Annotated in this window: 28 protein-coding genes; 11 read left to right on the top strand and 17 right to left on the bottom strand. The window is 65.9% G+C overall.

The genetic code is table 11. From position 1 onward, the window contains the following. The 3 genes from ACGFK1_RS06300 to ACGFK1_RS06290 are packed head-to-tail and all read right to left on the bottom strand — an operon-like array spanning position 1 to position 3,352. A complete protein-coding gene (locus ACGFK1_RS06300; protein ID WP_393427263.1) occupies positions 1 to 1,230 on the bottom strand; it encodes a serine hydrolase domain-containing protein in 1,230 nt (409 codons plus the stop codon). 50 nt (positions 1,231 to 1,280) lie between these two features. Then, positions 1,281 to 2,507, bottom strand: coding sequence for a serine hydrolase domain-containing protein (locus tag ACGFK1_RS06295; protein ID WP_393427260.1), 1,227 nt, complete (start codon positions 2,505 to 2,507; stop codon positions 1,281 to 1,283). Between the two features lie 38 nt (positions 2,508 to 2,545). Then, positions 2,546 to 3,352 (bottom strand): HAD family hydrolase, encoded by an 807-nt coding sequence (locus ACGFK1_RS06290; RefSeq protein WP_393427257.1) that lies wholly within the window; start codon positions 3,350 to 3,352, stop codon positions 2,546 to 2,548. Positions 3,353 to 3,456: 104 nt separating this feature from the next. Here ACGFK1_RS06290 and ACGFK1_RS06285 point away from each other — a divergent pair, with 104 nt between their 5' ends. Next, positions 3,457 to 4,122 (top strand): response regulator, encoded by a 666-nt coding sequence (locus tag ACGFK1_RS06285; RefSeq protein WP_393427254.1) that lies wholly within the window; start codon positions 3,457 to 3,459, stop codon positions 4,120 to 4,122. Then, positions 4,122 to 5,342, top strand: a complete 1,221-nt coding sequence (locus ACGFK1_RS06280; protein ID WP_393427251.1) for a GAF domain-containing protein — start codon at positions 4,122 to 4,124, stop codon at positions 5,340 to 5,342. The genes ACGFK1_RS06285 and ACGFK1_RS06280 overlap by 1 nt, the downstream gene beginning before the upstream one ends. Here the strand turns inward: ACGFK1_RS06280 and ACGFK1_RS06275 are convergent. From ACGFK1_RS06275 to secY, 10 genes are all read right to left on the bottom strand, one after another. Beyond that, the gene (locus ACGFK1_RS06275; protein WP_393427248.1) at positions 5,339 to 5,842 is read right to left on the bottom strand and encodes a MarR family winged helix-turn-helix transcriptional regulator; all 504 of its coding nucleotides are present in this window, start codon (positions 5,840 to 5,842) and stop codon (positions 5,339 to 5,341) included. The genes ACGFK1_RS06280 and ACGFK1_RS06275 overlap by 4 nt on opposite strands. A gap of 53 nt (positions 5,843 to 5,895) precedes the next feature. Beyond that, on the bottom strand, positions 5,896 to 6,936 hold the full coding sequence (locus ACGFK1_RS06270) for a pyridoxal phosphate-dependent aminotransferase (RefSeq protein ID WP_393427245.1): 1,041 nt from the start codon (positions 6,934 to 6,936) through the stop codon (positions 5,896 to 5,898). Further along, positions 6,936 to 7,943, bottom strand: a complete 1,008-nt coding sequence (locus tag ACGFK1_RS06265) for a 3-oxoacyl-ACP synthase III family protein (RefSeq protein WP_393427242.1) — start codon at positions 7,941 to 7,943, stop codon at positions 6,936 to 6,938. The genes ACGFK1_RS06270 and ACGFK1_RS06265 overlap by 1 nt, the downstream gene beginning before the upstream one ends. A 7-nt stretch (positions 7,944 to 7,950) precedes the next feature. Continuing rightward, positions 7,951 to 8,616 carry an SRPBCC family protein gene (locus ACGFK1_RS06260; protein ID WP_393427239.1) on the bottom strand — a complete coding sequence of 222 codons (666 nt, stop codon included), beginning with the start codon at positions 8,614 to 8,616 and terminating at the stop codon, positions 7,951 to 7,953. Beyond that, positions 8,597 to 10,285 carry a thiamine pyrophosphate-binding protein gene (locus ACGFK1_RS06255; RefSeq protein WP_393427236.1) on the bottom strand — a complete coding sequence of 563 codons (1,689 nt, stop codon included), beginning with the start codon at positions 10,283 to 10,285 and terminating at the stop codon, positions 8,597 to 8,599. Before ACGFK1_RS06255 ends, ACGFK1_RS06260 begins: the two co-directional genes overlap by 20 nt. 70 nt (positions 10,286 to 10,355) lie before the next feature. Next, positions 10,356 to 11,096 carry an anti-sigma factor family protein gene (locus ACGFK1_RS06250; protein ID WP_393427233.1) on the bottom strand — a complete coding sequence of 247 codons (741 nt, stop codon included), beginning with the start codon at positions 11,094 to 11,096 and terminating at the stop codon, positions 10,356 to 10,358. Then, positions 11,093 to 11,587 carry a sigma-70 family RNA polymerase sigma factor gene (locus ACGFK1_RS06245; protein WP_393427865.1) on the bottom strand — a complete coding sequence of 165 codons (495 nt, stop codon included), beginning with the start codon at positions 11,585 to 11,587 and terminating at the stop codon, positions 11,093 to 11,095. Before ACGFK1_RS06245 ends, ACGFK1_RS06250 begins: the two co-directional genes overlap by 4 nt. Before the next feature lie 139 nt (positions 11,588 to 11,726). Next, positions 11,727 to 12,524, bottom strand: coding sequence for a type I methionyl aminopeptidase (gene map / locus ACGFK1_RS06240; protein WP_393427230.1), 798 nt, complete (start codon positions 12,522 to 12,524; stop codon positions 11,727 to 11,729). Positions 12,525 to 12,530: 6 nt separating this feature from the next. Further along, the gene (locus ACGFK1_RS06235; RefSeq protein WP_393427227.1) at positions 12,531 to 13,079 is read right to left on the bottom strand and encodes an adenylate kinase; all 549 of its coding nucleotides are present in this window, start codon (positions 13,077 to 13,079) and stop codon (positions 12,531 to 12,533) included. Further along, entirely contained in the window at positions 13,076 to 14,413 is a 1,338-nt protein-coding gene (gene secY, locus ACGFK1_RS06230; protein WP_393427224.1) for a preprotein translocase subunit SecY, read from the bottom strand. The genes ACGFK1_RS06235 and secY overlap by 4 nt, the downstream gene beginning before the upstream one ends. A gap of 279 nt (positions 14,414 to 14,692) precedes the next feature. Between secY and ACGFK1_RS06225 the strand changes: the two genes are divergently transcribed. The 4 genes from ACGFK1_RS06225 (at position 14,693) to ACGFK1_RS06210 (ending at position 18,413) form a co-directional block, all read left to right on the top strand. Next, entirely contained in the window at positions 14,693 to 15,631 is a 939-nt protein-coding gene (locus ACGFK1_RS06225; protein WP_393427221.1) for a class I SAM-dependent methyltransferase, read from the top strand. 2 nt (positions 15,632 to 15,633) lie between these two features. Further along, a complete protein-coding gene (locus ACGFK1_RS06220) occupies positions 15,634 to 16,536 on the top strand; it encodes a class I SAM-dependent methyltransferase (RefSeq protein ID WP_393427218.1) in 903 nt (300 codons plus the stop codon). Positions 16,537 to 16,544: 8 nt separating this feature from the next. Further along, entirely contained in the window at positions 16,545 to 17,444 is a 900-nt protein-coding gene (locus tag ACGFK1_RS06215; RefSeq protein WP_393427215.1) for a class I SAM-dependent methyltransferase, read from the top strand. Between the two features lie 69 nt (positions 17,445 to 17,513). Beyond that, complete coding sequence (locus ACGFK1_RS06210) at positions 17,514 to 18,413, top strand: class I SAM-dependent methyltransferase (protein WP_393427212.1); 900 nt, start codon at positions 17,514 to 17,516, stop codon at positions 18,411 to 18,413. Position 18,414: 1 nt separating this feature from the next. On the opposite strand, the gene ACGFK1_RS06205 is transcribed toward ACGFK1_RS06210, so the two are convergent. Continuing rightward, the gene (locus tag ACGFK1_RS06205; RefSeq protein ID WP_393427209.1) at positions 18,415 to 19,740 is read right to left on the bottom strand and encodes an FGGY-family carbohydrate kinase; all 1,326 of its coding nucleotides are present in this window, start codon (positions 19,738 to 19,740) and stop codon (positions 18,415 to 18,417) included. Between the two features lie 30 nt (positions 19,741 to 19,770). Here ACGFK1_RS06205 and ACGFK1_RS06200 point away from each other — a divergent pair, with 30 nt between their 5' ends. From ACGFK1_RS06200 to ACGFK1_RS06185, 4 genes are all read left to right on the top strand, one after another. After that, positions 19,771 to 20,745: an NAD(P)-dependent oxidoreductase gene (locus tag ACGFK1_RS06200; protein WP_393427206.1), complete on the top strand. Its 975-nt coding sequence runs from the start codon at positions 19,771 to 19,773 to the stop codon at positions 20,743 to 20,745. After that, positions 20,742 to 21,398 carry an L-fuculose-phosphate aldolase gene (locus ACGFK1_RS06195; RefSeq protein ID WP_393427203.1) on the top strand — a complete coding sequence of 219 codons (657 nt, stop codon included), beginning with the start codon at positions 20,742 to 20,744 and terminating at the stop codon, positions 21,396 to 21,398. The genes ACGFK1_RS06200 and ACGFK1_RS06195 overlap by 4 nt, the downstream gene beginning before the upstream one ends. A gap of 152 nt (positions 21,399 to 21,550) precedes the next feature. Beyond that, positions 21,551 to 21,823: a hypothetical protein gene (locus ACGFK1_RS06190; protein ID WP_393427200.1), complete on the top strand. Its 273-nt coding sequence runs from the start codon at positions 21,551 to 21,553 to the stop codon at positions 21,821 to 21,823. Next, entirely contained in the window at positions 21,820 to 21,978 is a 159-nt protein-coding gene (locus ACGFK1_RS06185; RefSeq protein ID WP_393427197.1) for a hypothetical protein, read from the top strand. Before ACGFK1_RS06190 ends, ACGFK1_RS06185 begins: the two co-directional genes overlap by 4 nt. Here the strand turns inward: ACGFK1_RS06185 and ACGFK1_RS06180 are convergent. Beyond that, the gene (locus ACGFK1_RS06180; RefSeq protein ID WP_393427194.1) at positions 21,975 to 22,649 is read right to left on the bottom strand and encodes a class I SAM-dependent methyltransferase; all 675 of its coding nucleotides are present in this window, start codon (positions 22,647 to 22,649) and stop codon (positions 21,975 to 21,977) included. The genes ACGFK1_RS06185 and ACGFK1_RS06180 overlap by 4 nt on opposite strands. A 74-nt stretch (positions 22,650 to 22,723) precedes the next feature. Between ACGFK1_RS06180 and ACGFK1_RS06175 the strand changes: the two genes are divergently transcribed. Then, positions 22,724 to 23,569, top strand: coding sequence for a helix-turn-helix transcriptional regulator (locus ACGFK1_RS06175; protein WP_393427191.1), 846 nt, complete (start codon positions 22,724 to 22,726; stop codon positions 23,567 to 23,569). Between the two features lie 25 nt (positions 23,570 to 23,594). On the opposite strand, the gene ACGFK1_RS06170 is transcribed toward ACGFK1_RS06175, so the two are convergent. After that, positions 23,595 to 24,806 carry a zinc-binding dehydrogenase gene (locus ACGFK1_RS06170; protein WP_393427188.1) on the bottom strand — a complete coding sequence of 404 codons (1,212 nt, stop codon included), beginning with the start codon at positions 24,804 to 24,806 and terminating at the stop codon, positions 23,595 to 23,597. Further along, on the bottom strand, positions 24,803 to 25,567 hold the full coding sequence (locus ACGFK1_RS06165) for an SDR family NAD(P)-dependent oxidoreductase (RefSeq protein WP_393427185.1): 765 nt from the start codon (positions 25,565 to 25,567) through the stop codon (positions 24,803 to 24,805). The genes ACGFK1_RS06170 and ACGFK1_RS06165 overlap by 4 nt, the downstream gene beginning before the upstream one ends. Positions 25,568 to 25,598: the final 31 nt, after the last annotated feature.

The raw sequence follows: 25,598 nt of genomic DNA, 5'->3' as shown, positions 1-25,598 counted from the left end.
TCAGCGCTGCGGCCGCGCGCCGAGCACGTCGCGGAAAAGTGCCTGACGCAGGGCCACGTGCCGTGGGTCGTCCAACAGGGCAAACCGCATGTTGTTCATGACGTATCCGAAGCCGATACCCGTGTCCGGATCGGCGAAGCCGAATGATCCACCGGCGCCCGGCCATCCGTACGCCTTGTCTGAGGAGCCGAACACGAATGTGGATGTGGGCTTACCGAACCCGAGCGAGTACGACGTGTCGAAGTGCATCACCTTGTCCCGCGCGCCCATCGTCGGTGGCACTGCGGGGCCTTCAAGCGCCTCACGGACGGCCGGGCTCAAGCCGAGTTCGGATCCACCGGTTGCGGCGACGCCATAGAGCCTGGCGATCGACCGCGCGGTCCCCATGCCGTTCACTCCTGGCATTTCGAGCGTCCGCAACTCGTGTCGGTTCAACTCACCCAAGTCCTTGACGTCGGCGGCAAGCGTCGACGAACGCCTGACCAGGCTCCGCGGGTTCACGAACCCAGCCGCGAGCCGGGGCGGCACAGCCCTGAGATGCCTCAGCGTGTCAAGGCTGTCGAACGGGTGCAACACCGCGACGCGGTTGCGGTCCACAGACGAGGGCAGCCCGATATGAAAGTCCAAGTCGAGTGGGGTTGCGAGCTCGTCGGCGAAGTACCGGCCCAGTGTGCGCCCCTGGGGATCCGCGTGTCGCACGAGTTCGGACTCATACCAGCCGAGCGTGATCGCGTGGTAGCCGTGCCGGGTGCCGGGCGGCCACAAAGGAGTCTGAGCCGCAATCCTTTTCGACAACCTCTCCGGTTCGGCGATGTCGGCAAGGGTCAGCGGCGGCGTGATGATGGGCAGCCCAGCCTGATGACCAAGCAACTGTCGCACGGTGATCGCACCCTTATCGGCCTGCGCGAACTCAGGCCAGTAGTCGGCCACCTTCGCGTCGTAGTCGATCACCCCACGCGATGCGGCGACCGCGATGGCAAGCGCGGCGACACCTTTCGTGGTGGAGAACACGGTGACGATGGTGTCCTGTTGCCACGGCGCCCGAATGCCACTGTCACGGTAGCCACCCCACAGATCGACGACCTTGCGGCCGTCGCGATAGACCGCGACAGCGGCACCGATCTCGGTGCCGCCGCTCAGATTGCGCCGAAACGCATCGGCAACCGGACCGTAGCCCTCCTCGACATCGCCGCCGATCAGGTCCGGCGAGATCGTGATTCGGCCGCCCATGCCCGGCGATGGTAGCTACACCGCGATCGCTGCGGGTGGGAATGACCAGCTCAGTGTTGCTCGCGCACGCCGAGCACATCGCGGAACAATGCCTGGCGCAGGGTCAGCTCACGCGGGTCGCTGAACGGGTACACATTCATCCGGTTCATCAGGTAGGCGAACCCGACTCCGGTGTCGGGATCGGCAAACGCGAAAGAGCCTCCCGCGCCGGGTGTTCCGAACGCGGTGCTCGACGACCCGAACACCCATTCGGACGTCGGCTTGTTGAAACCGAGCGAGTACGACGTCTCGGCGCGGCTCACGAAGTCACGCGCTCCCCCGGTGGGCATCACCGCCGGTGCCCTCAACGCATCGAGGACGCCAGCGGTCAACCCCAATTCCGCGCCGTCGGTCGCTGCGATGCCGTAGAGCTTGGCGAGAGACCGCGCGGTGCCGGTGCCGTTGCCCGCCGGGATCTCCAGCGCGCGTATCTCGTTGCTGTTGATGTCGACGTCCTCGTAGCCCTCCGCGAGCGCAATGGCTCGTTTACTCAAGCCGAACGGATTCACCAATGCGAGAACCTGACTCGGCGACAACTTGATCAGTTGTTTGAGCGCCGTGGCTTTGGTCGGCGTGACCATGTCTGCCACCCGGTCCCGACCGATGTCGGGCGGTAAGCCGATGTAAAAGTCCAACTCGTGAGGTTGCGCGATCTCCTGATCGAAGAACCGCGCGATCGTACGGCCACGCGGATCCGTCTGGCGAATCAGTTCCGACGCATACCACCCGAGGGTGAGCGCGTGGTAGCCATGCCGCGTGCCGGGTGACCACAGTGGGGCTTGTGCGGCGAGTTTGGCCGACATCGCCACGGGGTCGGTGAGGTCGGCAAACGTCAGCGGGGGGTCGATGACAACCAGACCGGCCTGGTGAGAAAGCAACTGCCGCACAGTGATTGCGCCCTTGCCGGCCTGTGCGAAGTCCGGCCAGTACTCGGCCACCTTGGCGTCGTAGTCGATCAGCCCACGCGATGCCGCGACCGCGATGGTCAGCGCGGAGACCCCCTTGGTGGCCGAGAACACCGTGACCAGCGTGTCGCGTTCCCATGGCGCCCGCGCGGTGGCGTCGCGGTAACCACCCCAGAGATCGACCACCTTGCGACCTTCGTGGTACACCGCGACGACCGCACCGAATTCTCGACCGCTGAGCAGATTGCGGCGGAACGCGTCGGCGACTTTTCCGTAGCCTTCGTCGGCGTCACCACCGATGAGTTCGGGCGAGATCTTGAGTCTTGCAGCCATGTCAGCGCGAATACTAATCGCGCCGACTGTGCGCGAAGTCAGGCGGCGGATCTCTTCTGGGCAGCCCACCAGCTGCCGTGAAGGCGTTGGCAATCGGCTATGCGCAATGGCGTGTCGCCGGCGTAGTCGCTACGGACGGCTACCGCCGCCGGGATGTCCGGGGTGCCGTCGCCGGTGACGACGACCGTGGCGAGGCCGGCACATGTCGCCGAGCGCAGCCCTGACGCGGACCCGGTGATCGCCAACGCGTTCTCCGGGGGTATCCCCAGCTCCCACAGCGCGCTCTGGAAGGCCTCGCGGTCCGGAACCGGCTTCTTCACGTCGTCAGTGGTCACCACCGTCTCCACCAACCCGTCGCCGACGAGTTGCCGGATCAGCGGCTCAGCCCAACGACGGGCTCCGTTGGCGACGACCCCCACCCAGATGCCTGCGGCGAACGCATCCATCACCAGGTCGACAAGGCCGGGCTGCGGCACCAGGTCGGCGTCGTGGATCAACTCGTCGAACATGATCGTCTTGGTCGAGCAGATCTCGTCGGCGAGCAGCGCGGTCAGCACATCGGATTCGGTGGCGATTCCGCGCTTGCGCAGTTCTGCTGAGACGCGCTGCCGCTCGTCGGGCAGGGCCAGAAGCTGACGGTAGCGGGCGAGTGTCCACTCGACGTCCAGGCCATGCGCTGCGAACGCGGCGTTGAACGCCACCCGGTGACCGTCGCACTCGATGTCGGTCAGCGCGTCGAGGTCAAAGATCACGGCGCGCAGCGGATACACCGCGCTTCGTGCCGGCGCGCTGGCATCCCACCAGAAGCGACCGGCACGCCACGATTTCTCCTGCGTCATAGGCATGCGGATAGGGTGTCGCACATCACAGCCGTCGGTCGTCCCCCAATTGGGGGATCGGGCAGGCCAAGTTGTTCTACCTCCGGAAATGCCAGCTCTAAGGTGGTGCCATGACTTCCATTGGGGCTCCAGTGCGGCTTGTGCTGGTTGACGACCACGAAATGGTCATCGAAGGCCTCAAGGCGATGCTTGCGGCGTTCTCCGACCGCGTCGAGGTGGTCGGCCATGCCGTCGGCGCTGAGCGGGCGCTCAGCGTGATCGAGGAGCTCGACCCGGACATCGTGTTGTGCGACGTACGCATGCAGGGCGCCAGCGGTTTGGATCTGTGCCTGAAGCTCCGCGAGACTGACCCGAAGCGCAAGGTCGTGATGCTGTCGGTGTACGACGACGAGCAGTACCTGTTCCAGGCGTTGCGGGTCGGCGCGTCGGGCTATCTGCTCAAGAGCATCAGCAGCGACGAACTCGTCCGCCAGCTGGAATTCGTGCACAGCGGTGAGACAGCGATCGATCCGGGGATGGCCGCGCGGGCCGTCGACACTGCGGCAAGGTTGCAGCGCGACGAGTTCTGGCCCGGCGCACGGCAGGGCCTCACCCAGCGTGAGAGCGAGATCCTGTCGTTCGTCGTCAACGGCCTGTCGAACCGGGCCATTGCCACCAAGCTGGTGATCGGCGACGAGACCGTGAAGTCTCATCTGCGATCGATCTACCGCAAGCTCGGCGTCAGCGACCGCACCGGCGCCGTCGCAACCGCGTTGCGGGAGGGGATCTATCAGTGATGAAGCCGCACCCACCCAGCACCGGCGCCAATGTTCGAGACCTCGTCGATGCCGACCGCGAGCTAGCCCTGCTGCGCGAGCTGATCCAGGCAGCCTCGAAGGGGCCCGGCGTCGAACCGCTGGCCGCGGCCGCCGCGCGAATGATCACCGCCGCCACCGCCAGCGACGTGTGCTTCGTGCACGTGCTCGACGACACCGAACGGTCGCTGACGCTGGCCGGGGCGACGCCGCCGTTCGACGCCGCGGTCGGCGAGGTGCGGCTGCCGCTGGGGCAGGGCATCTCGGGTTGGGTGGCCAGTCACCGGGAACCCGTGGTGATCAGTCACGACAAGGAAGCCGATCCGCGATACATGCCCTTCGAGTCGTTGCGCGGCAAGGATTTCACGTCGATGGTGTCGGTGCCGATGGAGACGGACCCCGGAGGCCTTGTCGGCGTGCTCAACGTCCACACGGTCGAGCGTCGTGAGTTCACCGATCGCGACGTCGAACTGTTGCTGGTGATCGGCAGGCTGATTGCGGGCGCGTTGCACCAAGCGCGGTTGCACCGGCAGTTGGTCGCCCGCGAACGCGCGCACGAGAATTTCGTCGAGCAGGTCATCGAGGCGCAGGAGATCGAGCGGCGCCGGCTCGCAGGCGACATTCACGACGGCATCTCGCAGCGTCTGGTCACCCTGTCGTACCGACTGGACGCGGCGACCCGGGCCGTCGACGATCCGGAGATGATGGCGGAACAACTGAGCAAGGCCCGCGAGTTGGTCGATCTGACCCTGCAGGAAGCCCGTGCGGCGATCAGCGGTCTGCGGCCGCCGGTGCTCGACGACCTGGGTCTGTCCGGCGGGCTGGCCAGCCTGGCCCGCTCCGTCCCGCAGCTCGACATCGAGGTCGACCTCGACGACACCCGGTTGCCCGACCACATCGAATTGGCGCTGTACCGCATCGCGCAGGAGTGCCTACAGAACGTCGTCAAGCACGCCAACGCCAAGCGGGCGCGGCTCACCTTCTTCGCCGGCAACGACGCGGCCCGCCTCGAGATCGTCGACGACGGCGTGGGTTTCGACACGTTCGAGCATCCGCTGGGCGGCGACGAAATGGGCGGCTACGGCCTGCTGTCGATGGCCGAACGCGCCGAGATCGTCGGCGGCCGGCTCAACATCCGCTCGCGGCCCGGCTCAGGGACCGCTGTGACGGCGACGATTCCGCTGCCGTCGTCACCGGACTAGAAATCGCCGGAATTGCGGCGCAACGTCTCGATCGATCTTGCAAGCGCCCGCGACTGCTCATCGGTCATCCCGATGTCGGCGAACACCTCGTTGTTCAGCGTGACGGTGGCGTCTTCGACAGTGGAGCGGCCGAGATCGGTGATCTGCACCAGTGTGGTGCGGCCGTCGGTCGGGTGCGGTATCCGCTCGACCAGCCCGTCGGCTTCCAGCCGTCGGATCGCGTGCGTGACGCTGGTGACGTGAACCTGCAAGCGGTCGGAGGCCTTGGTGATCGGCAACGCGCCGGAGCGGGTGAACGCCAGCAGTCGCAGCAGTTCATAGCGGGAGAAGCTCAAGTCGTACGGGCGCAGCGCCGTCTCGACGCGGGCCAACAGGATCTGGTGGGCCCGCATCACCGACGTCACCGCGACCATGCCGTCGGCGACGTCACCCCAGCCCGCCCGCTGCCAATTGGCGCGCGCCAGCGCGATCGGATCACGCTTATCGGATTCCGAGGGCACGCCTCTTCTTACCGCACGCGCAGGCCGGCGGTCGGCAAATGGCGCCGAGGTCGTCAGCCGGCGGCGGCCAGCGGTGCCACCGCGGCCAGCACTGCGCGGGTGGACTGTCGGTTGCCGACGCTGATCCGCACGCCGCCATCGGCGTAATGACGAACCTGTAAACCGGTCCCGTCGAACACCTCCCGCCACGGTTGTTGCCGACTGGGCAGGTAGACGAAGTTGGCGTGCGTGTCGGCGCTGTACACGCCCATCGCCCTCAGCCGCATGCGCAGATAGCGGCGTTCTGACGCGATCATCCGGATACGTTGGCGTAGTTGAATTTCCGCGTCGTAGGAGGCGGCCACCGCAACCAGACTGGTGATCCCGATGCCGAACGGCGGCTGCATGGTCCACAACGAACGCGCCAGGTCCGCCGCGCAGAAACCGTAACCGACCCGCAGTCCGGCCAAACCGTATGCCTTCGAAAATGTCCGCAGCACTACGACATTCGGATAGCGCTCGACGAGCGCGGGTGCATCGATCCGGCACTCGGGTGACAGGAACTCCACGTACGCCTCGTCCAGCAGCACCACCGTGCCTTGAGGGACTCGACGCAAGAACCGCTCTATCTCGGTGGCGTGCTCGAATGTGCCGGTCGGATTGTGCGGTCGGCAGATGACGACCACGCGCGCCTCCGTCGCGGCGTCGGCCATCGCGTCTAGGTCGTGATGGCCGTGCGCATCCAATGGCACAGTGACCGACTCCAAGCGCGCCATCTGAGCGAAGATCGGGTAACCGTCGAACGTCGGCGACGTCATCACCATCTTCTCGCCAGGGCTGCTGACCGCATGCAGCACTTGCAGGATCACGCCCGTCGCGCCCGCGCCGATCACCACCTGCTCATCGCTGACACCGACCCGTCCGGCGATCAACGAGCGCAACTTTTCTGGAAGGAACTCCGGATAACGGTTGGCCGCATCGATCGATGCGATCAGCGCCGAGCGCACCGTGGGCAGCGGCGGAAACGGATTCTCGTTCAGCGACAACGCCAGCGGGTTCAGTGCACTGGGCAGTGCGCCGACGGCTTCGGCCGCCTCGCGCTTGAGCGTGCCCATCAGCGGCCGCCCCACTTGACCGCGGCGGCCCCGGCGAAGTCGCCGGCGTGCGCGAACGCCGCCATCAACACCACGTCGCCCTTATTCAGCGTGCCGGTCGAGATGGCCCGGTCCAGGTTGACGGGAATGCCTGCGCCGAAGAGGTTTCCGCAGTTGTCGAACGTGTCGACATGGCGCTCCTTGGGCAACTCCAGCGCCTCGCGCCAGTTCCGCAGAAACACCCGGTTGGGCTGGTTGGTGACGAGCACGTCAAGGTCTTTGGGCTGCATCCCGATTCGGTCGCATACCGCGTACGCCACCTCAGGTACCTGACGGTTGCCCCTGGCGAGCACCTTGGTGATCTTGCTCTCGGTGAAGCCGATGTAGTGCTCACCGGGGCCCGCTTGCCACCACTTTCGCGGTGGGTCGTTCATGATCGTCATCTCGCCCGCGTACTCGCCGTAGGTCCGGCACTCGACGTCGAGGATCGGGGACTGGTCCGACAAGGTGACCAGGCCGACCGCCGCACCGTCGCCGGGCACCGCGGCCTGTGCTTTCGGGCGGACGGTTTGTTGGTCGAACACCTGGCCCGCGGCGTTCTGCGCGATCGCGATCAGTGCGGTCTTCCCGGCGCCCGACGACAGTAACTGCCGGGCCATCTGCAGGCCCAGCACGAATGCCGCGCATCCCCCGTTGTGGACGTCGAGCACCCAATTCGGTTTCATGCCAAGGCGATGAGCCATTCCCCCGCCGCCGCCGTAGAACGGCATATCGGGCACCTGGGTGTGGGTGATCAGCACGTCGACGTTCGCGATCACATCTTGACCGTGGCGTTCGACCAACCCAGCGGCGGCACGTTCCACCATGTCGATGGCCGTCTCATCCTCGGCCACGTGGTGGCGGAACTTGGGGGCCCGGAACATCAAGTTGTCGCGCAAATCGTCGGACTCGGCGAATTGGGCATAGTAGTCGGCGCTGATCGGCTCACCGGGCAGATAAGTCGAGACGTCTATCAGGCTTACGGTCACTGCATTCTCATTTCATCCAGGCCGGCGTGACCGGCAAACCGTTGAGGTGGCGGTATTCGGCGATCGCCTTGAGGTTCTTCAGTTCCAGCAGGTGGCCGGGACCGAACATGTCCCAGAAATCGCCGACCCACACGGGACGTTTTGGCGGCGCCGACTCCGGATAGGGGTTGCGGTCGTAGAACGGATGGTGGCAATTGGTCCACAACACGACCGAGCCTGGTTTGTCGAACACATTCTGCGCGTCCACGATTCGCATCAGGTAGATCATCCACAGGTGCTTGCCTTGGTCCCACGCGCAGTGATAGTCCACGGTCATCGCAGCCTTGTTCGCCACGGTGCGGGTGAAGATCTGTGTCTCCGAACCCAACCGGTCATAGGCCAGCCACAGCCCGGGCTCCTCGGTTGGGGTGAAACCGCGCAGGCTGTACGTCCATTCCTCCAGACACCGGGTGTCGGACATGTAGTCGAACAGTTCATCTGGCGGACACTCGATATAGCTGTTGACGGTGCAGAATTCGCCGAACACCTGGTCGTGCGGATACACCGAGCGCATCATCTCCATGATGATCGGGGTCGCTTTCTCACGCGGCGCGGTCTCGATCCTGATCACGTCGTCGAGCGGTTCCGCAGTCCCCCGGTGGGCGGTGATGTCGTCAAGGGCGGGTAGTGACATTGGGACGGTTCTCCTTCTGAGCGGTTTTGCTGAGAAATGCTGCAAATGGCGGTATTTCGTCGGGTGAGCATTCGATGCTGACCATCGAAGGGCCGTCGGCGCCGAGCGCATCGGGCAACGCGTTGACCAAGTTTTCGAGGTCGTCGACATCGACGGCGGGCAGGCCGGGGAACATCGCGGCCAGGCCCGCGCCGAACCGGCTAGGACCGAAGCGGTTGTAGCTGTAGCGGTCGCCGTAGAAGACTTGCTCGCGTGTCACACACATCGCGTGCGCGTGATTGTCGAAGATCAAGAATGTCACGGGCAGCCGATAGTGCAGCGCGGTGTGAACCTCCATGCCGTGCATCAGGAAGGATCCGTCGCCCGCGATGACCACCGTTCGGCGCCCGCGCCCGAAGGCCATGCCGAGGGCGGCGCCGAAGCTGTATCCCATGCCGCCCATACCGAGTGCGACCACGAACCGGCCGTCGCGCCGGGCAGGCAAGTAGTGAATCGCCGATGCGCCGATGTTTCCCGCGTCGACGACGATGTCTGTGCCGTTCGGCAGCGCCGAATCCAACACGGTCATCGCGTCGCGGTACCGAATCCCGGGGCCGTTGAACGGTGGCGGCTGCAGCTCCCGTCGCGGGGCATTGTCGGCCACTCGCACACTCAGCGGCTTCCCATTCTGCGACAAGCGAATTCCCAGTTGGGTCAGTGCGGCCCGCAGGTCGTCCGCGTGGGCGTGGGTGCACGGCACGTACGGCACCGCCGACCCGATGGACAGCACGGGAACCGAGGCCAGCGCATCGTCCAGGCCGGCGCGCGCTGTCGCGCTCATCCGCGTACCGACCAGCAGGCACACGCCGCTCTCGGCAATGGCGTCGGCGACTCCCGGGTGACCCATCACGCCGGTGACACCGAGGGCGGACGACGAGCCCATGCCCGGTGTGCCCGCGACGTCCTTGGCGTCGGGCACCGTGGCGATGCGTGCGCGCAACATCGCCCGTAGCTCTTCGAGCTCCGCGCGCGCGTCATCCCGAGCCACCTGCTCGCCTGCGATAATCGTGACCGAGCCGTCCGCGCTGCGCAGCGCGGACGCGATCACCTCGGGATCGCCCGACGCTATCGCGGCCGGTTCGCTCCCGGCACCGTTGGGACCCACAGCTGCTTGCTGAATATCCTTGGGCAGCAACAGGACCGCGGGCCCGCCGGTGCGCGCCGCGGCGATAGCCTCTGGCAACGCGGTCAAGATGTCTTCGGGCCGGGCGACGCGTCGGCAGGACACGGACACCGCCGAGAACAGCGCCTCCGCGTCCAGCGCGCCGTTTTGGCCGCTGGTGTCCTGGAATGAGCCGCGGCCGTCGAGGGCTGTCGGCGGCTGGCCGATGAGCGCCAGCAGCGGCACTCGGCTAGCGAACGCCTCGCCCAGGCCCGGCACAGTGTTCAGACAGCCACCGCCGGACGTCGCGGCAACCACACCGAGGCCGGCGCCACTGCGGCTGTAGCCGTCGGCCATTGTGGCAGCGGAGAATTCGTGCTTCGCCAGCACGGCGGTGATGTCGTCTCGGAAAAAGGCGGCGTCATAAAGGTCTTCGATGTTCGCGCCGTCGACACCGAAGATGTATCGGACGCCGCTCGCCGCCAATTGCGCAACGATGTGATCGACGACGCGATGCCTGCTGATCATCCTCACTCGCTTCTCCCCGACCTCCTAGTGACACGACTCCGAACGGAGTTGAGTTCACCGGGTGGCCGGATCACAGATGCTTCTCGAGAAGGACCTTTCCGTTTTCAGGCGAAACCAGTTGCACCGCAGCGATATCGTCCTTTTGCATCGGCGTGGTCGCACTCGGCAGCGCAGTCGCGCCCGATATGCCGAGCCATGTCGCCACCTGGGTATGGCTGCCGTCACGGCCCACCACGACCATGCCCAGGTTCTGCGGAGGGATGCTGGCGCTCTGGCCCCACTCGCCGTAGGAGCACGCCATGTCGATCCGCGTGCCCCACCCGTAGCCGGTGAGCGTGATCGAGGCATTGATCGGCGTATCGGCGACCTTGGCCATCTCCAACGCCTGGGTCACTGGCTGCGGTGTGGAGTTCTCCAGACCCACGATCTCCGGACGGATGGCGATCACCGCTCCGACCGCCAGCAGCGCGGCGGCGACTCCCACCGCGGCCGACGTCAACCACCGCGACCGCCTACGGCGCCACCGAACCTTGTCGAGTATCGACTCGAGTACCTGGGGCCGAAGTGGCGGGGTTTCCGGGGTTTCCTCGTCCAGCGCGCGCACATCCTCGAGATCCAGCATCGCAAGCAGCGCTGGGATGCCGCTGATCTCGGCGACCGCCGACCGGCACCGCTCACAGGTTTCCAGGTGGGCCTCGTATTCGCGGCGTTCGTTGCTCGTCAGCGAACCAAGGACGTAGGCCGCGTCCCAGGTCACGTAGCGATCGCCGCTCAACAGATCACCGCCTAGGGGAAAACCGAATTGTGTCATCGTGTCACCCCCACTTCCTGCAGATTGAGCCGCAATGCCCGAACCGCGTAGTGAAGCCGGGACTTCACCGTGCCCTCCGCGATCTGGAGATCGGCGGCGATCTGTGCTGTTGTCCACCCTTGGTAATAGGACCGGCGGATCACCGCGCGGTGTTCCTCTGACAGTTGGCTCAATGCGGTGCCCAGTAGCAGGCGGTCCAGCGCGGAGTCCACCTCGTCGGGTGCCGCGCGGTCGGCGACCTGCTCCAGGTCTGGTGTGCCCGCCTCGTTGCGGTATCGCGCGCTGCGACGCTCGTCGATGATGAGGTTTCGCGCCACCGTGAACAGCCATGCCCGTGCCGACCGCTCGACGTCGTCGGTCACCTCGGGATGACGCCATGCCCGCAGCAGCGTCTCCTGCACCACGTCTTCGGCGCGTGCCTGATCGCCGGTAAGCCGCAGGGCATATCGCCATAAAGCGGCGGCGTGCTCGTCATACAGCACCCGCATCATGGCGGCCTCTGGATCGTCCACTACCAACCTCCGTCTTAGACACGACGTCGGCGGCGATCGGGTTCATTACTACGCCGGTTGACGTGTGCCGGCGGCCGTTTGGCGAATGTGGCGTGGATACCCGCGATGGCGCGAAAAGTCAGAGGGTGAGGATTCGCGGTCCGTCGTCCGTGACGGCGACGGTGTGCTCCCAGTGCGCGGCGCGGGAACCGTCGGCGGTGACGACGGTCCATTCGTCGTCCAATACAACGGTCTTCGTGGTGCCCAGGGTCAGCATCGGTTCGATGGCCAGCACCGAGCCAGGCGCGAGGTAGGGCCCACGGCCAGGCGCACCCTCGTTGGGCAGGAACGGGTCCATGTGCATCTGTCGGCCGATGCCGTGCCCCCCGTAGCCTGCAACGATGCCGAACTTGCGGTCATAGCGAGCCTCGGCGGCGCGAGTACCGGCCTCGATGGCGTGGGAGATGTCGGTCAACCGGTTACCCGGCACCATCGCTGCGATCCCGGCCTCCATGGACTCCCGAGTCGCCTCGGACAACATTTCGTCGACGGGAATCAGTGCGCCGATGCCGAACGTGAGCGCGGAGTCACCGTGCCATCCGTCGAGGATCGCGCCGCAGTCGATCGAGACCAGGTCGCCCGCCGCGAGTATCTCGCTGGCCGACGGAATGCCGTGTACGACACGGTCGTTCACCGATGCGCAGATGCTGGCAGGGAAGCCGTGGTAGCCGAGGAACGACGGAATTCCGCCGCCGTCACGGATCACGGATTCCGCGATCTCGTCGAGCGCCAGCGTGGACACCCCGGGCGCGGCGGCCTGCCGAACGGCCAGTAGCGCGGAGGCGACCAGCGAACCCGCCGCTGCCATCGCGTCGAGTTCAGCGGCGGTGCGCTGCGCGACGACCTTTCGGTTGCGCAGCCCGGGAAGGCCAATCATCCGGTGCTACCGACCGAGCGCCCGCAGGGCTCGGGCGAACACCTCATCCAGTGCGCCCACGGCGTCGACGGTCTGCAGGTTGTTGTGGCGGTAGTACTCCAGCAGAGGTTCGGTCTCGTCCCGGTACACCTGCATCCGGTTGTGGATGACCTCTTCGGTGTCGTCGGCACGGCCACGTGCCTTCAGCCTTGCGAGCAGTTCCTCCTCGGAAACGGCGAACTCCAGCACCGCGTCCAGCTTGGTGTCGTGGTTCTTCAGCATCTCGTCGAGAGCCTTGGCCTGCTCCACCGAGCGGGGGTAGCCGTCGAGAATGAACCCGTCGGCGGCGTCGGGTTGCTCGATGCGGTCCTCGACCAGCTTGTTGGTCAACTCCGCGGGCACCAGGTCGCCCGCGTCGAGGTAGCGCTTGGCCTCGACACCGAGCGGTGTGCCCTCGCTGATGTTCTTGCGGAACAGGTCGCCGGTTGAGATCTGCGGGACGCCGAGCTTCTCGGACAGCTTCTGCGCCTGCGTGCCTTTGCCTGCACCTGGCGGCCCGAGTAGAACGAGTCTCACTTCAGGAACCCTTCGTAGTTGCGCTGCATCAGCTGGCTCTCGATCTGTTTGACCGTATCCAACCCGACGCCGATCATGATCAGCACCGCGGTGCCGCCGAACGGCAAGTTCTGCACGCCGCCGCCGTTTCCGATCTCGAGGAACAGGTTCGGCAGCACGGCGATCACGCCCAGGTAGATCGAGCCTGGCAGGGTGATTCGGCTCAGTACATAGCGCAGATAGTCGGCGGTCGGCTTGCCGGGGCGGATGCCAGGAATGAAGCCGCCGAACTTCTTCATTTCGTCGGCACGTTCGTCGGGGTTGAACGTGATGGACACGTAGAAGTACGTGAAGAAGATGATCAGCCCGAAGTAGATCGCGATGTAGACCGGGTCGGCGGGGTTGGTCAGGTAGTTGGCGACGAACCGCGACCACCAACCGTTGCTCGCATTCGGGTTTCCGCTCGTGATCAGCTGAGTGATCAGGTGCGGGATGTAGATCAGCGAGGACGCGAAGATCACCGGGATGACGCCGGCCTGGTTGACCTTCAGCGGCAGATAAGTCGACGTGCCGCCGTACATCCGCCTGCCCACCATGCGCTTGGCGTACTGCACGGGGATGCGGCGTTGGCCCTGTTCGACGAACACCACGCCGATGATGATCGCCAGTGCGGCCGCGCATACCGCGGTGAAGACCAGGCCGCCGCGGCTGTCCAGGATCGTCTTGCCCTCGACCGGGATGCGCGCCGCGATACCGGCGAAGATCAGCAGCGACATGCCGTTGCCGATGCCGCGCTCGGTGACCAGCTCGCCCATCCACATCACCAGGGCCGCGCCTGCGGTCATCACCAGCACGATGACGACGAGCGTGAAGATGTTCAGCCCCTCGCTCTGGCCCTGGATGATGTCGAGGGTGCAGCCCTGCAGCAGCCCGCCGTTCGCGGCCAGCGCCACGATGCTGGTGGCCTGCAGAATTGCCAGCGCGATCGCCAGATAACGCGTGTACTGCGTCATCTTCGCCTGACCCGACTGGCCTTCCTTGCGTAGCTGCTCGAAGCGCGGAATCACCACGGTCAGCAGCTGCACGATGATGCTTGCGGTGATGTAGGGCATTACGCCGACCGCGAACACCGTCAGGTGCAGCAGCGCACCACCGGAGAACAGGTTGATCAACGAATAGATCTGGGCCGAGTCCCCGCCACTGACCTGCGCGACGCATTTCTGCACGTTCGGGAAGTTGACGCCTGGCGACGGGATCGAGGCACCGAGCCGGTACAGGATCACGATGGCCAGGGTGAACAGGATCTTTCGCCTCAGGTCGACTGTCCTGAGCGAAGAGATGAAAGCCGAGAGCACTCTTCCTCCTGCGCAGCCGACCTGTAGATCCCGGCGTGCGAATGGGGCTGGTCTGACCAGCGTCTTGGTTTAAGTCCTGCGCGGACCATATACAGGCGCGCAGCCTGCGAAGTCACGCGTCAAACAGTCTACGAGACTAACAGTTGAGGTTCGCCCGGCCCGCATCGCTTGCGGGCAACCGCGTACAAGCGGGCATTCAGGATCGGAGCGTACAGTCGGCGCCTGGTCGTTACATCACCTAAGTAACGACTGTGGAACATGTCGATAGGGGTCGAGGGAATGGCACGTACGGACAACGACACGTGGGATTTGGCAACCAGCGTGGGCGCGACCGCCACCATGGTGGCAGCAGCCCGCGCGATGGCAACCGCGGCCGACAATCCGCTGATCAACGATCCGTTCGCCGATCCGCTGGTGCGCGCGGTCGGCGTGGATTTCTTCACCCGCCTCGTCACCGGTGAGCTTCGCCCGGAGCACCTCGACAGCGACAATGAGACGGTCGGCATGCAGCGGATGACCGACAACATGGCGGTACGGACCAAGTTCTTCGACGAGTTCTTCTTGACCGCTACCAAAACGGGCATCCGGCAGGCGGTGATTCTCGCCTCAGGGCTGGACGCCCGCGCCTACCGGCTGGCGTGGCCTGCGGGGACGACGGTATACGAGATCGACCAACCCGAGGTCATCGAGTTCAAGACGAAGACGCTCGCCGACTTGGGCGCCGAGCCGACCGCCAACCGCCGAACAGTCGCGATGGATCTGCGATACGACTGGCCGTCCGCACTGATCGAAGAGGGCTTCGACCCGAACCAACCGACGGCGTGGAGCGCCGAGGGCCTGCTCGGCTACCTGCCACCCGACGCGCAGGACCGACTGCTGGACACCATCACCGAACTCAGCGCACCCGGAAGCCGGGTAGCGGTGGAAAGTGTGCCGAACATCAACCCAGACGACCACGAAGCGGCCATCCAGCGCATGCAGGCCGCGTCCGCGCAGTGGCGCGACCACGGCTTCGACCTCGACTTCGCCGAATTGATCTACCTCGGCGATCGCAATGAGGCGGCCGCCTACCTGGCCGACCACGGCTGGCGGATCAGCCGGAGCAGCGTTGGGGAGTTGTTCGCCGCCAACGGCTTGCCGCCGATCGTCGCCGACAACGAGGACGCGGCCCACTTCGGCGAACTGCAGTACGTGAGCGGTGTGCTGAAGGAGGCCTGACGATGACGCGATCCGAGGCGGACAGCTGGGACCTGGCGTCCAGCGTCGGAGCCACCGCCACCATGGTCGCCGCGGCACGGGCGCTGGCCAGCCGGGAACCCGAACCGTTGGTCGTCGACCCGTTCGCGGCCGACTTGGTGCGCGCGGTCGGCGTCGAGTTCTTCACCCGGCTGGTCGACGGCGAGATCGCGCTGACCGACCTGGCCGGCGACGGCCCTCGACTGATGGCCACCGTGATCGCGGTGCGGACGAAGTTCTTCGATGACTTCTTCGTCGACTCGGCAGCGTCAGGAATCAAGCAAGCGGTGATCCTGGCGGCCGGGTTAGACGCGCGGGCCTACCGCTTGCCGTGGGCCGCGGGCACCACCGTCTACGAGATCGACCAGCCACAGGTGATCGAGTTCAAGACCAAGACAATGACGTCGATCGGCGCGAAGCCGACGGCCGAACGCCGCACCGTCGCCATCGACCTGCGCGACGACTGGCCTGCGGCGCTGCGCGCCAACGGGTTCGATGCGACGCAACCGACCGCCTGGAGCGCCGAAGGCCTGCTCATCTACCTGCCGCCGGACGCCCAGGACCGGTTGTTCGACAACATCACCGCCCTCAGCGCGCCCGGCAGCCGACTGGCCACCGAATACCACCCGGATTCCGGTGCCGCGGTGGCCGAGCGGACCAAGAAGTTGGGCGGCCAGTGGCGTGAGCACGGCTTCGACGTCGACCTGTCGCAACTGTTCTACGCCGGCGAGCGCGCCCACGTCGGCGAATATCTGAGCGCGCACGGTTGGCAGGTGTCCAGCAGGACGCGGCCTGAGGTGTTCGCGGGTTACGGCCGCGAGTTTCCCGTCACCGACGATGTGTTGCCGCTCAGCACATCGCTGGCCGTCATCGCGACACGAAAGTAGGAGAGCGCATGGCCCGAACTGATGGAGACACTTGGGATCTGGCGTCAAGCGTGGGTGCGACGGCGACGGGGGTGGCCGCATCGCGTGCGCTGGCATCCAAGCAACCCGATCCACTCATTTTCGATCCGTTCGCCGATGCCTTGGTCAAGGCGGTCGGTGTCGAGCACCTGAACCGACTGGCCGACGGCAAGCTCGAATACGGCGACGATCCGGTGCTCAACCGCCAACAGATGTGTGAGCAGATCGCGGTCCGCACACGGTTTTTCGACGACTTCTTCGTCGGCGCCACCTCGGCCGGGATACGACAGGCCGTCATTCTCGCGTCCGGACTGGACACGCGCGCCTACCGGCTAGCGTGGCCACGCGCAACGGTGGTGTACGAGATCGACCAGCCACAGGTTCTCGAATTCAAGACTGCAACACTGGCCGCGATGGGCGCCGAACCAACGGCCGAGCGCCGCACCGTCGCCATCGATCTGCGGGACGACTGGCCGACGGCGCTACGGGACAGCGGATTCGATCCGAGCCGCCCAACCGCGTGGATCGCCGAAGGGTTGCTCATCTACCTGCCGCCCGACGCGCAAGACCGATTGTTCGACAACATCACCGCGCTGAGCGCGCCCGGTAGCCGGCTGGCGACCGAGCACATGGATTTTGCGGGCTCGCCGAATGAGTGGACCGACAAGCTCAGCGAGCGGTCGCGTCGCATGGGATCAAATCTCGACCTCGCGGAGTTGTTCTACACAGATGACCGCACCCCGGCCGGCGTGTACTTGACGTCCAAGCAGTGGAAGGTGACCATCATTTCGTCACGAAAAGCGTTTGAAATCAACGGCTTCCAGTATCCCGAGGACGAACTCACCGAGCTGGCGGGCGACTCCGGTTATCTCTCGGCGATCCTCGACTGAAAGCACTGCTATCTGCAGCCAAGTGCTCGCCGACGCCGAACTCATCACCGCAACCCTGAAGTAGGAGACATGGCACGTACAGATGGTGATTCCTGGGACCTGGCCTCCAGCGTCGGCGCGACCGCCACGATGGTGGCCGCGCAGCGAGCGCTGTCCAACAGGGAGGGCCTGATCGACGATCCGTTCGCCGAACCACTGGTGCGCGCAGTCGGGGTGGACTTCTTCGTCCGCGCACTCGACGGTGACGTCGTGTTCGAGGACGTCGATCCGGAGTTCAACCTGCGCCGGGCCGCAGAAGGCATGACCGTGCGCACCCGCTGGTTCGACAAGCTGTTCACCGACGCCGCCGCGGCGGGCGTGCGCCAGGCGGTGATCCTCGCCGCCGGTCTGGACGCGCGGGCCTATCGGCTGGATTGGCCCGACGGGACGGCGGTGTACGAACTGGACCAGCCTGAGGTCATCGACTTCAAGACCCGGACGCTGGCCGAACTGGACGCCAAGCCGAAGGCGGATCGCCGCACGATCCCGATCGACCTACGCAACGACTGGCCAAAGGCACTGCTGGAGAATGGGTTCGATCCCAATGTTTCCACCGCGTGGATAGCCGAAGGGTTGCTCATCTACCTGCCGCCGGAGGCCCAAGATCTGCTGTTCGATCGGATCAACGAGCTCAGCGCGCCTGGCAGTCGCGTCGCGACCGAGCACATACCCGACATGACGATGTTCTCCGACGAACGGTCCGAGCAGATCGCCGAGCGGCTGAAGAAGTACGGCCAGGACATCGAGATGCGCGAGCTGATCTATCAGGGCGAACGCAACCACGTCACAGATTACCTGGCCGCACTTGGCTGGGAGGTGACCGTTCAGTCGATGCGGGAGGCGTACGCCGCCAACGGTTTCGAGTTCCCGGAGAACGAAACGATCGGGTTCTTCGCCAACCTCAACTATGTCAGTGCGGTGAAGCGCTGATTCAACCCCGCCTGCACATTTCGAGGAAGCGTACGTAGCGCTGCTGCACCGGGCCATCCCACAACGGGTCGGGTTCGACCACACGTTCCGTCGATGCCCACCCGGCGGCGCCGGTGATCGACGTCTCGAGTCCCGCCGCTACCCTCGCGATGAACGCAGCGCCCAACGCCGCGCCTTCGGGCACGGCGGCCACTTCGACGGGCAGGCCGGTAGCATCGGCCAGTGCCTGCATCCAGGGCACGATACGGGTGCCGCCGCCGGTCGCCACGATCCTCACGGGTGACGCGCCGCTGAGTTCGATCAGTTGGCGCACAACGAAGCCCGACGCCTCATAGCCCGCGCGGCGCACCGCGGCCCCGCCGTGAGTCAGGTCCAAGCCGGCAAGAACGGCACGCCGATCGGGGTCGTGGTACGGCACCCGCTCACCACGCACATGCGGCAACCAGACCGGAACATGCTGCGGACGCACAGCCGAACTGTCCTGTGCAACGATGTTGTTCACCCAATTGAGGAACAAGCCGCCGGCGTTGCTCGGTCCGCCGATCTGAAACTTGCCCGACGTACTGTGCGGCACGGTCCACAGGCCGGGCACGTCGCGGTACTCGGGGATGGTGATCCATACGATCAGCGTCGTGCCGCACAGCACGACCACATCGCCCTCCCGGTCCGCACCGGCGACAAGTTGTTCGCACAACGCGTCGACCGAGCCCGCAGCGAGCACGGCATCGGAGCCCGGCAGTCGACCGACGACCGCGCTCGGCGGCACAACCTCGGGCATGCGGTCGGCCGTCGCGCCACAGTCCGCGCACAGATCCTCGCTCCAAGCGGTGCCGTCGAACAACGGATACGCCGTGCTCGCTGTGGCCGCGTCGACGACCGCCTCGCCCGCGAGCGCGTGATTGGCCACCGCGGTCGCGGGCCAGTAGCCCTTTGCGGCGGGCGCCGCATGCGCGGTCCAGCGCAAGAACTCGACCGATTCGCCGGACAGGAATGACTCGGCGGCGACACCGGCCGCCCTGCCTCTGCTGTCGCCATACAGCAGTCCCGGAGTCAGCGGCGTGCCGACGTCGTCGACGGCGGTCAACGACGGCACCATCGCCGTGACCGCCACAGCCTTGGCGTCGGGCCTGTTCAGCTCTGCCAGTGCCGCCAGCGGTCCCCTGCGCCATGCCTCGTCGGCGTCGTGCTCGAGGCGGTCAGGCGCGGGAATCAACAGCCGATGCGGGACCCGTGTTCTTGCCACCACCCGGCCGAACTCGTCGGCGACAACGGCTTTGACGGCGGTGCTGCCGACGTCGATGCCGATTGTCACGTCTTTGGCTGACACGCGCGTCACCGTACGCCAGCATGATCAGTCGTGACGGAACTTCGAGCGCTTGTAACGGCCCCGCTGCGCGGTGATGGTTTCGCGAAGCTGCGGCAACTGGGCGAGGTGATCTACGACCCGTGGATCGACCAGACGCCGCTGCGGATATACAGCGCCGGGCAGTTGGCCGAACGCGCGTCGGCGGAGAACGCGAATGTGCTAGTGGTCGAAAGCGATTCGGTGTCCGGCCCGGTGTTCGATTTGCCCCTGCGTGCCGTGGCGTCGACCCGCGGGGACCCCAACAACGTCGACGTCGCGGGCGCCACGGCCGCGGGCGTGCCGGTGCTGTACACCCCTGGACGCAACGCCGACGCGGTCGCCGAGATGACGCTCGCGTTGCTGTTCGCGGCCACCCGGCACGTGCTCACCGCCGATGCAGACGTCAGGGCAGGTCAGGCGTTTCGCGACGGCACGATCCCCTACCAGCGGTTCCGGGCATGGGAGGTGGCCGGACGGACCGCGGGCCTGGTCGGCTTCGGCGCGGTCGCGAGGGCGTTGAAGTGGCGACTGGAAGGGCTGGGTGTCAACGTGATCGCCTACGACCCCTACAACGACGACGCCACCCACGATCTCGACGACCTGCTCGCCGGGGCGGACATCGTCTCGCTGCACGCGCCGGTGACCGACGAGACGGCCGGCTTGATCGGCGCCGCACAGTTCGACGCGATGCGGGACGGCGTGGTCTTCCTCAACACTGCACGGGCGCAGTTGCACGACACTGATGCGCTGGTCGACGCGTTGCGCAGCGGCAAGGTGGTCGCGGCCGGACTGGACCATTTCGCCGGGGAATGGTTGCCCACCGACCATCCGCTGGCCGGTATGCCGAACGTCGTGCTGACACCGCACATCGGCGGAGCGACGTGGAACACTGAGGCGCGACAGGCACAGATGGTCGCCGATGACCTCGATGCGCTGCTGTCAGGACGCACGCCGACCCATATCGTCAACCCGGAGGTGCTGCGATGAGGTTCGTCGAGAACGCAGCGGATGCCGTACTTGCCGCCGCTAAGGACATGTTGCGGCGCGGACTGGTCGAGGGCACGGCGGGCAACATCTCGGCCCGCAAGCAGGACGGCAACCTCGTCATCACCCCGTCGTCGGTGAACTATGCCGACATGGTGCTGGACGACCTGGTGGTGGTCGACCCCGACGGCACCGTGGTGCAGGCCAAGGACGGCAGGGCGCCGTCGTCGGAGATGCAGTTGCACCTGTCCTGTTACCACGCTTTCGACGACATCGGCAGCGTGATCCACAGCCATCCGGTGTGGGCCACCATGTTCGCGGTCGCCCACCAACCGATACCGGCCGCCGTCGACGAGTTCGCGGTCTATTGCGGGGGCGAGATCCGCTGCGCCGAATACGCCGCGTCGGGCACGCCGGACGTCGGCACCAACGCGGTCAAGGCGTTGGACGGCCGGGCCGCCGCGTTGATCGCCAATCACGGGTTGGTGGCGGTCGGGCCGCGGCCCGACAAGGTGCTGCACGTGACGGCGCTGGTCGAGCGGACCGCTCAGATCGTATGGGGGGCAAGGACTCTCGGCGGCGCGGTGCCGATCCCCGACGAGGTCAACCGCAACTTCGGCGCGGTGTACGGTTACCTGCGGCAGAACCCGCTATAGCTCGCCCACCTTCCGCGCGAGCGACCGTGTTTGCACGCGACACGCCGCGCATTTCTGTACAAAAGTGGTCGCTCGTGCGATGTCAGACCCCCGCAATAGCCTGCCTCTGACGCTCAAGAGAAGGGGCTTACGTTGTGCCAGCACAAGCATGGGTGACGCTGGTTGTCGGGCTCGTCGCTGCGATCGGGGTCATCGTCACCTGGCAGCAGAGGAATAACGCAGACCGGCGAAGTGAATTCTGGCGACGAACCACTTGGGCATACGAGCGCACGTTCAGCGCTGGCGACGCCGAAGCCGAAGTCGGCTGGAGGATGCTCGACATACTGATGGGTTCTAGACTGGCAACGCGGAGCGATTCCGAAATCGTGCAGGTGGTGGCCGAGCATGTAGCACTCGGCGACTCCGATGATGAGGAGAGTGCATGACGGCGGCACCGAAGCGCAGTTCGAGCCTCGAAACGACGACGATCGTGCGCAGCCTCGCCGTCCGCAAAGCCGCAGCCCGGGCTGCCGTTACCGCGAGCAGGAAGACCGGTCGCGCGGTCGACGACCGAGTCAGGAAGCTCGCCGAGTCGCGTTAAGTGCCCTGGATCGGGCGGACGCCGCGGTAGAAGGTCAGCCTGCCGACGAAGGGGTGCGGTCGCGAGGCCACCACGCTGGCGTCGAATCCGACCGAGCGCAGCAGCCTCGGGATCGCATCGCCGAGGCTGCCCGCCAGGTGCTGGCTGCGCAGCATGCGCCGCGCCGCGAAGCCGTCGCCGGCGGTCATCGCGCCGCCGACATCGAGCACGTGCACGGAGCCACCGGCGCGCAACACCCGGAAGGACTCTGCTGCCGCGGCGGCCTTCGTGTCGTCGTCGAGGTGGTGCAGCATCATCGACGACAGCACCCGGTCGAATTCGCCGTCCGCGAACGGAAGCTGCTGGGCATACGCGCGCTCGAATCGGATACCGCTGAGGCGACGCGCTTTTCGTTGCGACCTGGCCAGCGCAAGGGGGTCTGGGTCGGTGCCGACGACGTCGGCGCCAGGCGCGGCCCGCTTGATGCGGGTAGTGACGCTTCCGGTTCCGCAGCCGATCTCGAGCACGCGTAGCCCGTCGACGACGTCGGCCTGGGCGACCAGCGCGTCGTAGTTGCGGCCCATACGCAACGTCATGGTCAACAGGTCGTAGAACGGGAGCAGCGCATCTTTGCCGAACGCGGGGATGTAGTCATGTTGGCGACTCGCCGTATGTGGACGATGTTGTGTCATGGTCTTGATCATTGTCCGCTGCGGCACAGCGGTGTTGGGTGATCGTCGACAAAAAAGGGACTATCTTTGGCTACATGCTTCCACCTTCCCGGTTGGTGCGTCTGCGCGACGGGGTGCCGGTCTACCAGTACCTGGCCGACTCCGACACACCCCCGGTGTCGGTGATCAGAGCCGATGGCATCCTCGAGGATCGAGTGCACATCCACGAATTCCCGGTGCTGTGGTACGCGCAAGCGGCCGGTGTGGTGTACGTGGTCGCGCCGGGTGCGGCCGTCAACCCGAACCAGGTACCTGAACGAGACAGCGGGCTGGGCGTGTTCTTCGATCCGGCGGCGCTCGACGACGGGCGCTCGCCATGGCCGTCGTGGCGCGCGCACCCATTGCTGTTCCCGTTCATGCATGGCAAATCGAGTGGACTGTTGCAGCTGACGGTGCCTGCCGCACGCCAACCGCTGTGGTCCGCGGCCATCGCATCGATCGAAACCGAACTGGCGGAACGCAAGGACGGCTACCGTCAGGCCGCGCTCGCGCATCTCACCCTGCTGCTGATCGACGTCGCACGCCTGGCAGATGATGTGGTCGGTGATTTGCGGCGCAGCGGCGAACCACTGCTGGCCGAGGTGTTTTCAGCGATCGACCGGCACCGCGGCGAGCCGCTGTCGCTGCGCGACGTCGCAAGCGAACTCGGCGTCACGCCTGGACATCTGACCACTGTCGTGCGCCGCCGCACCGGGCGCACCGTGCAGGGGTGGATCATCGAACGCCGGATGGCGGAGGCCCGCAGCTTGCTGACCGATACAGACCTTTCCGTGGCGGAAATCGCTCGACGCCTCGGCATGTCGGATCCCGGCTATTTCAGCAGGCAGTTCCGCCGCGCGCACGGTACGTCGCCGCGGGACTGGCGCGGTCGGTCGGCTTAGCGCAGCAGGACGAAATCAGCGACTCCTAGCGGAAGTCGAAGGCCACCTTCACGGCGCCGGACTCCCCCTGATCTGCTATCGCCAGGAACGCATCGCGCCACTGGTCGAGCCGGAATGAGTGAGTCAGCATGGGGCGCAGGCTGATTCGTCCGTCGATGACCAGGTCGAGATAGTGCTGGATGGCATGTTGGCGGCGGCCATCGACCTCTTCGACGCCGAACGCGTTGGAGCCCACCCAGTTGATCTCTTTGAAGTACAGCGGACTCCACTCCCACCTCCCCGGCGCATGCACACCGGCCTTCACCAGTGTCCCGCGCGCCTTGAGTACGCGCACGCCGACCTCGAATGTCTCCGGCTTACCGACGGTGTCGTAGACGACGTCGACCGCGCCGGGATACGCCATCGGCAGGCCCTGCAGCGGGTGCCGAAGCCGTCCGCCGCCCCACGCCACGAGTTCCTCGATGACCGCCAACCGAGGCTCGTGGCGCAGCACGAGATCGGCACCGAAGCGTCGGGCTAACTCCGCCTGAGCGTCGAACCGCGCGACCACGGCGACCGCGACTTGCGGATACAGCGCCCGTAGCACCGAAAGTGCACACAGGCCAAGCGAGCCCGCCCCGTACACCACGACTCGGCCCGACGCCGGCGGCGGATGCCTGGTGACTGCGTGCAGCGACACCGAGAAGGGGTCGGCGAACACCGCGACTTCGTCAGGCACCGCGTCCGGCACCGCGAACAGCATGCTGTCGTGAGCAGGCATCAACTCGGCGTAGCCACCGGTCACGTCTGCCGACACACCCGTGTGAATGCCCGGCTTGATGTCACCGTCGGTGAAATTCCAGCACAGGCTGTAGTCCCCGACTTCGCATGCCGGACAGGCGGGTTGGATCCCGCGAGGACCACACGACAGCCACGGGTTGAGCGCGACCCGCTGCCCGACCTCGAGGCCGCGCGCGCAAGGCCCCAGCGAAACCACGTCGGCGACGACCTCGTGACCCATCACTTGCGGAAACGAACAGAAGGCGGCCATCGCGTTGTCGACATCGTCCTCACCGAAGTCAAGCAGGATCTGCTTGGAGTCCGAACCGCAGATACCGGTCAGCCGGGGCTTTGCGATCACCCAATCTTCGTGCAACGGAACAGGATCGGCAACATCGCGCAGGGCGACAGGCGATCGGGACAGCGCATCGGGCACCTCGACGGGTTCGGGCGGCACACCAAAGACCAACGCCCTCATGCCATCCCCGCCGCTCCGTCGATGTAGGTGTCGATGTCTGCGTTTTTGAGGTCGACCACGGCCTTCATGTCGGGCACGTAATGTTCGAAGCCGTCGCTGCTCAACGCCGCGATGATGCCTTCGGCGACTTCCTCCGCGCTGAACTTCGGACCGTCGTAGACGGGATCATCGTTGTCGGGCTGGTTCCAGATCTCGGTGTCGACGGGCCCGGGTTCGATGAGCTTCACCGATACTCCCGTACCGTGCAAATCGACGGCCATCGACTCACTCCATCCACACAGGGCGAATTTGCTTGCACAGTAAGCACCTTCGTGGACGATCCCCAGCCTGCCGCCGACGCTGGACACGTTGACGATGAGGCCCTCGCCTCGGTCCACCATGCGAGGCAGCAGCGCAAGTGCCAACCGCATCGGCGCGAAGAAGTTCACCCGCATGATGGCTTCCACCTCATCGGGGGTCAACGCCGTCACAGCCCGGCGCTTGGGCACTGCCGCATTGTTGACCAGGACATCGATGCCGCCCATGGCGTCCCAGACCTGTAGTCCTAGTGGGCCTGCGTCGTCGGCGAGGTCGGCCACCCACATCTTCGAGTCCGGGGACGTCGTCCGGCAGTCCGCCAGCACTTCGGCGAGCCGGTCACGCCTGCGGGCGATCAACCCGACCACCGCCCCGTCACCCGCCAGTGCGCGAGCCAGCGCGGCGCCGATCCCAGACGAGGCACCGGTGATCAACACCCGTTTGCCCGCCGCTACGAAAGCCACAACTCAAGGCTGGCCCGACAGGCCCGTCATG

It is taken from the genome of Mycobacterium sp. NPDC048908, from assembly GCF_043197955.1.
Classification (GTDB): domain Bacteria; phylum Actinomycetota; class Actinomycetes; order Mycobacteriales; family Mycobacteriaceae; genus Mycobacterium.
Note: the sequence above shows the minus strand (reverse complement) of the source record. Positions and strands in the feature narration are given on the sequence as shown.

What these genes read in the sequence shown, in the direction of transcription:
- ACGFK1_RS06250 (WP_393427233.1), bottom strand. Translation starts at nt 11,096, where the DNA reads ATGACACAATTCGGTTTTCCCCTAGGCGGTGATCTGTTGAGCGGCGAT.
- ACGFK1_RS06210 (WP_393427212.1), top strand. Translation starts at nt 17,514, where the DNA reads ATGGCACGTACAGATGGTGATTCCTGGGACCTGGCCTCCAGCGTCGGC.
- ACGFK1_RS06270 (WP_393427245.1), bottom strand. Translation starts at nt 6,936, where the DNA reads ATGGGCACGCTCAAGCGCGAGGCGGCCGAAGCCGTCGGCGCACTGCCC.
- ACGFK1_RS06195 (WP_393427203.1), top strand. Translation starts at nt 20,742, where the DNA reads ATGAGGTTCGTCGAGAACGCAGCGGATGCCGTACTTGCCGCCGCTAAG.
- ACGFK1_RS06285 (WP_393427254.1), top strand. Translation starts at nt 3,457, where the DNA reads ATGACTTCCATTGGGGCTCCAGTGCGGCTTGTGCTGGTTGACGACCAC.
- ACGFK1_RS06175 (WP_393427191.1), top strand. Translation starts at nt 22,724, where the DNA reads ATGCTTCCACCTTCCCGGTTGGTGCGTCTGCGCGACGGGGTGCCGGTC.
- ACGFK1_RS06260 (WP_393427239.1), bottom strand. Translation starts at nt 8,616, where the DNA reads ATGTCACTACCCGCCCTTGACGACATCACCGCCCACCGGGGGACTGCG.
- ACGFK1_RS06295 (WP_393427260.1), bottom strand. Translation starts at nt 2,507, where the DNA reads ATGGCTGCAAGACTCAAGATCTCGCCCGAACTCATCGGTGGTGACGCC.
- ACGFK1_RS06225 (WP_393427221.1), top strand. Translation starts at nt 14,693, where the DNA reads ATGGCACGTACGGACAACGACACGTGGGATTTGGCAACCAGCGTGGGC.
- ACGFK1_RS06290 (WP_393427257.1), bottom strand. Translation starts at nt 3,352, where the DNA reads ATGCCTATGACGCAGGAGAAATCGTGGCGTGCCGGTCGCTTCTGGTGG.
- ACGFK1_RS06280 (WP_393427251.1), top strand. Translation starts at nt 4,122, where the DNA reads ATGAAGCCGCACCCACCCAGCACCGGCGCCAATGTTCGAGACCTCGTC.
- ACGFK1_RS06245 (WP_393427865.1), bottom strand. Translation starts at nt 11,587, where the DNA reads ATGATGCGGGTGCTGTATGACGAGCACGCCGCCGCTTTATGGCGATAT.
- ACGFK1_RS06180 (WP_393427194.1), bottom strand. Translation starts at nt 22,649, where the DNA reads ATGACACAACATCGTCCACATACGGCGAGTCGCCAACATGACTACATC.
- ACGFK1_RS06215 (WP_393427215.1), top strand. Translation starts at nt 16,545, where the DNA reads ATGGCCCGAACTGATGGAGACACTTGGGATCTGGCGTCAAGCGTGGGT.
- ACGFK1_RS06300 (WP_393427263.1), bottom strand. Translation starts at nt 1,230, where the DNA reads ATGGGCGGCCGAATCACGATCTCGCCGGACCTGATCGGCGGCGATGTC.
- map (WP_393427230.1), bottom strand. Translation starts at nt 12,524, where the DNA reads ATGATTGGCCTTCCCGGGCTGCGCAACCGAAAGGTCGTCGCGCAGCGC.
- ACGFK1_RS06220 (WP_393427218.1), top strand. Translation starts at nt 15,634, where the DNA reads ATGACGCGATCCGAGGCGGACAGCTGGGACCTGGCGTCCAGCGTCGGA.
- ACGFK1_RS06170 (WP_393427188.1), bottom strand. Translation starts at nt 24,806, where the DNA reads ATGAGGGCGTTGGTCTTTGGTGTGCCGCCCGAACCCGTCGAGGTGCCC.
- ACGFK1_RS06185 (WP_393427197.1), top strand. Translation starts at nt 21,820, where the DNA reads ATGACGGCGGCACCGAAGCGCAGTTCGAGCCTCGAAACGACGACGATC.
- ACGFK1_RS06255 (WP_393427236.1), bottom strand. Translation starts at nt 10,285, where the DNA reads ATGATCAGCAGGCATCGCGTCGTCGATCACATCGTTGCGCAATTGGCG.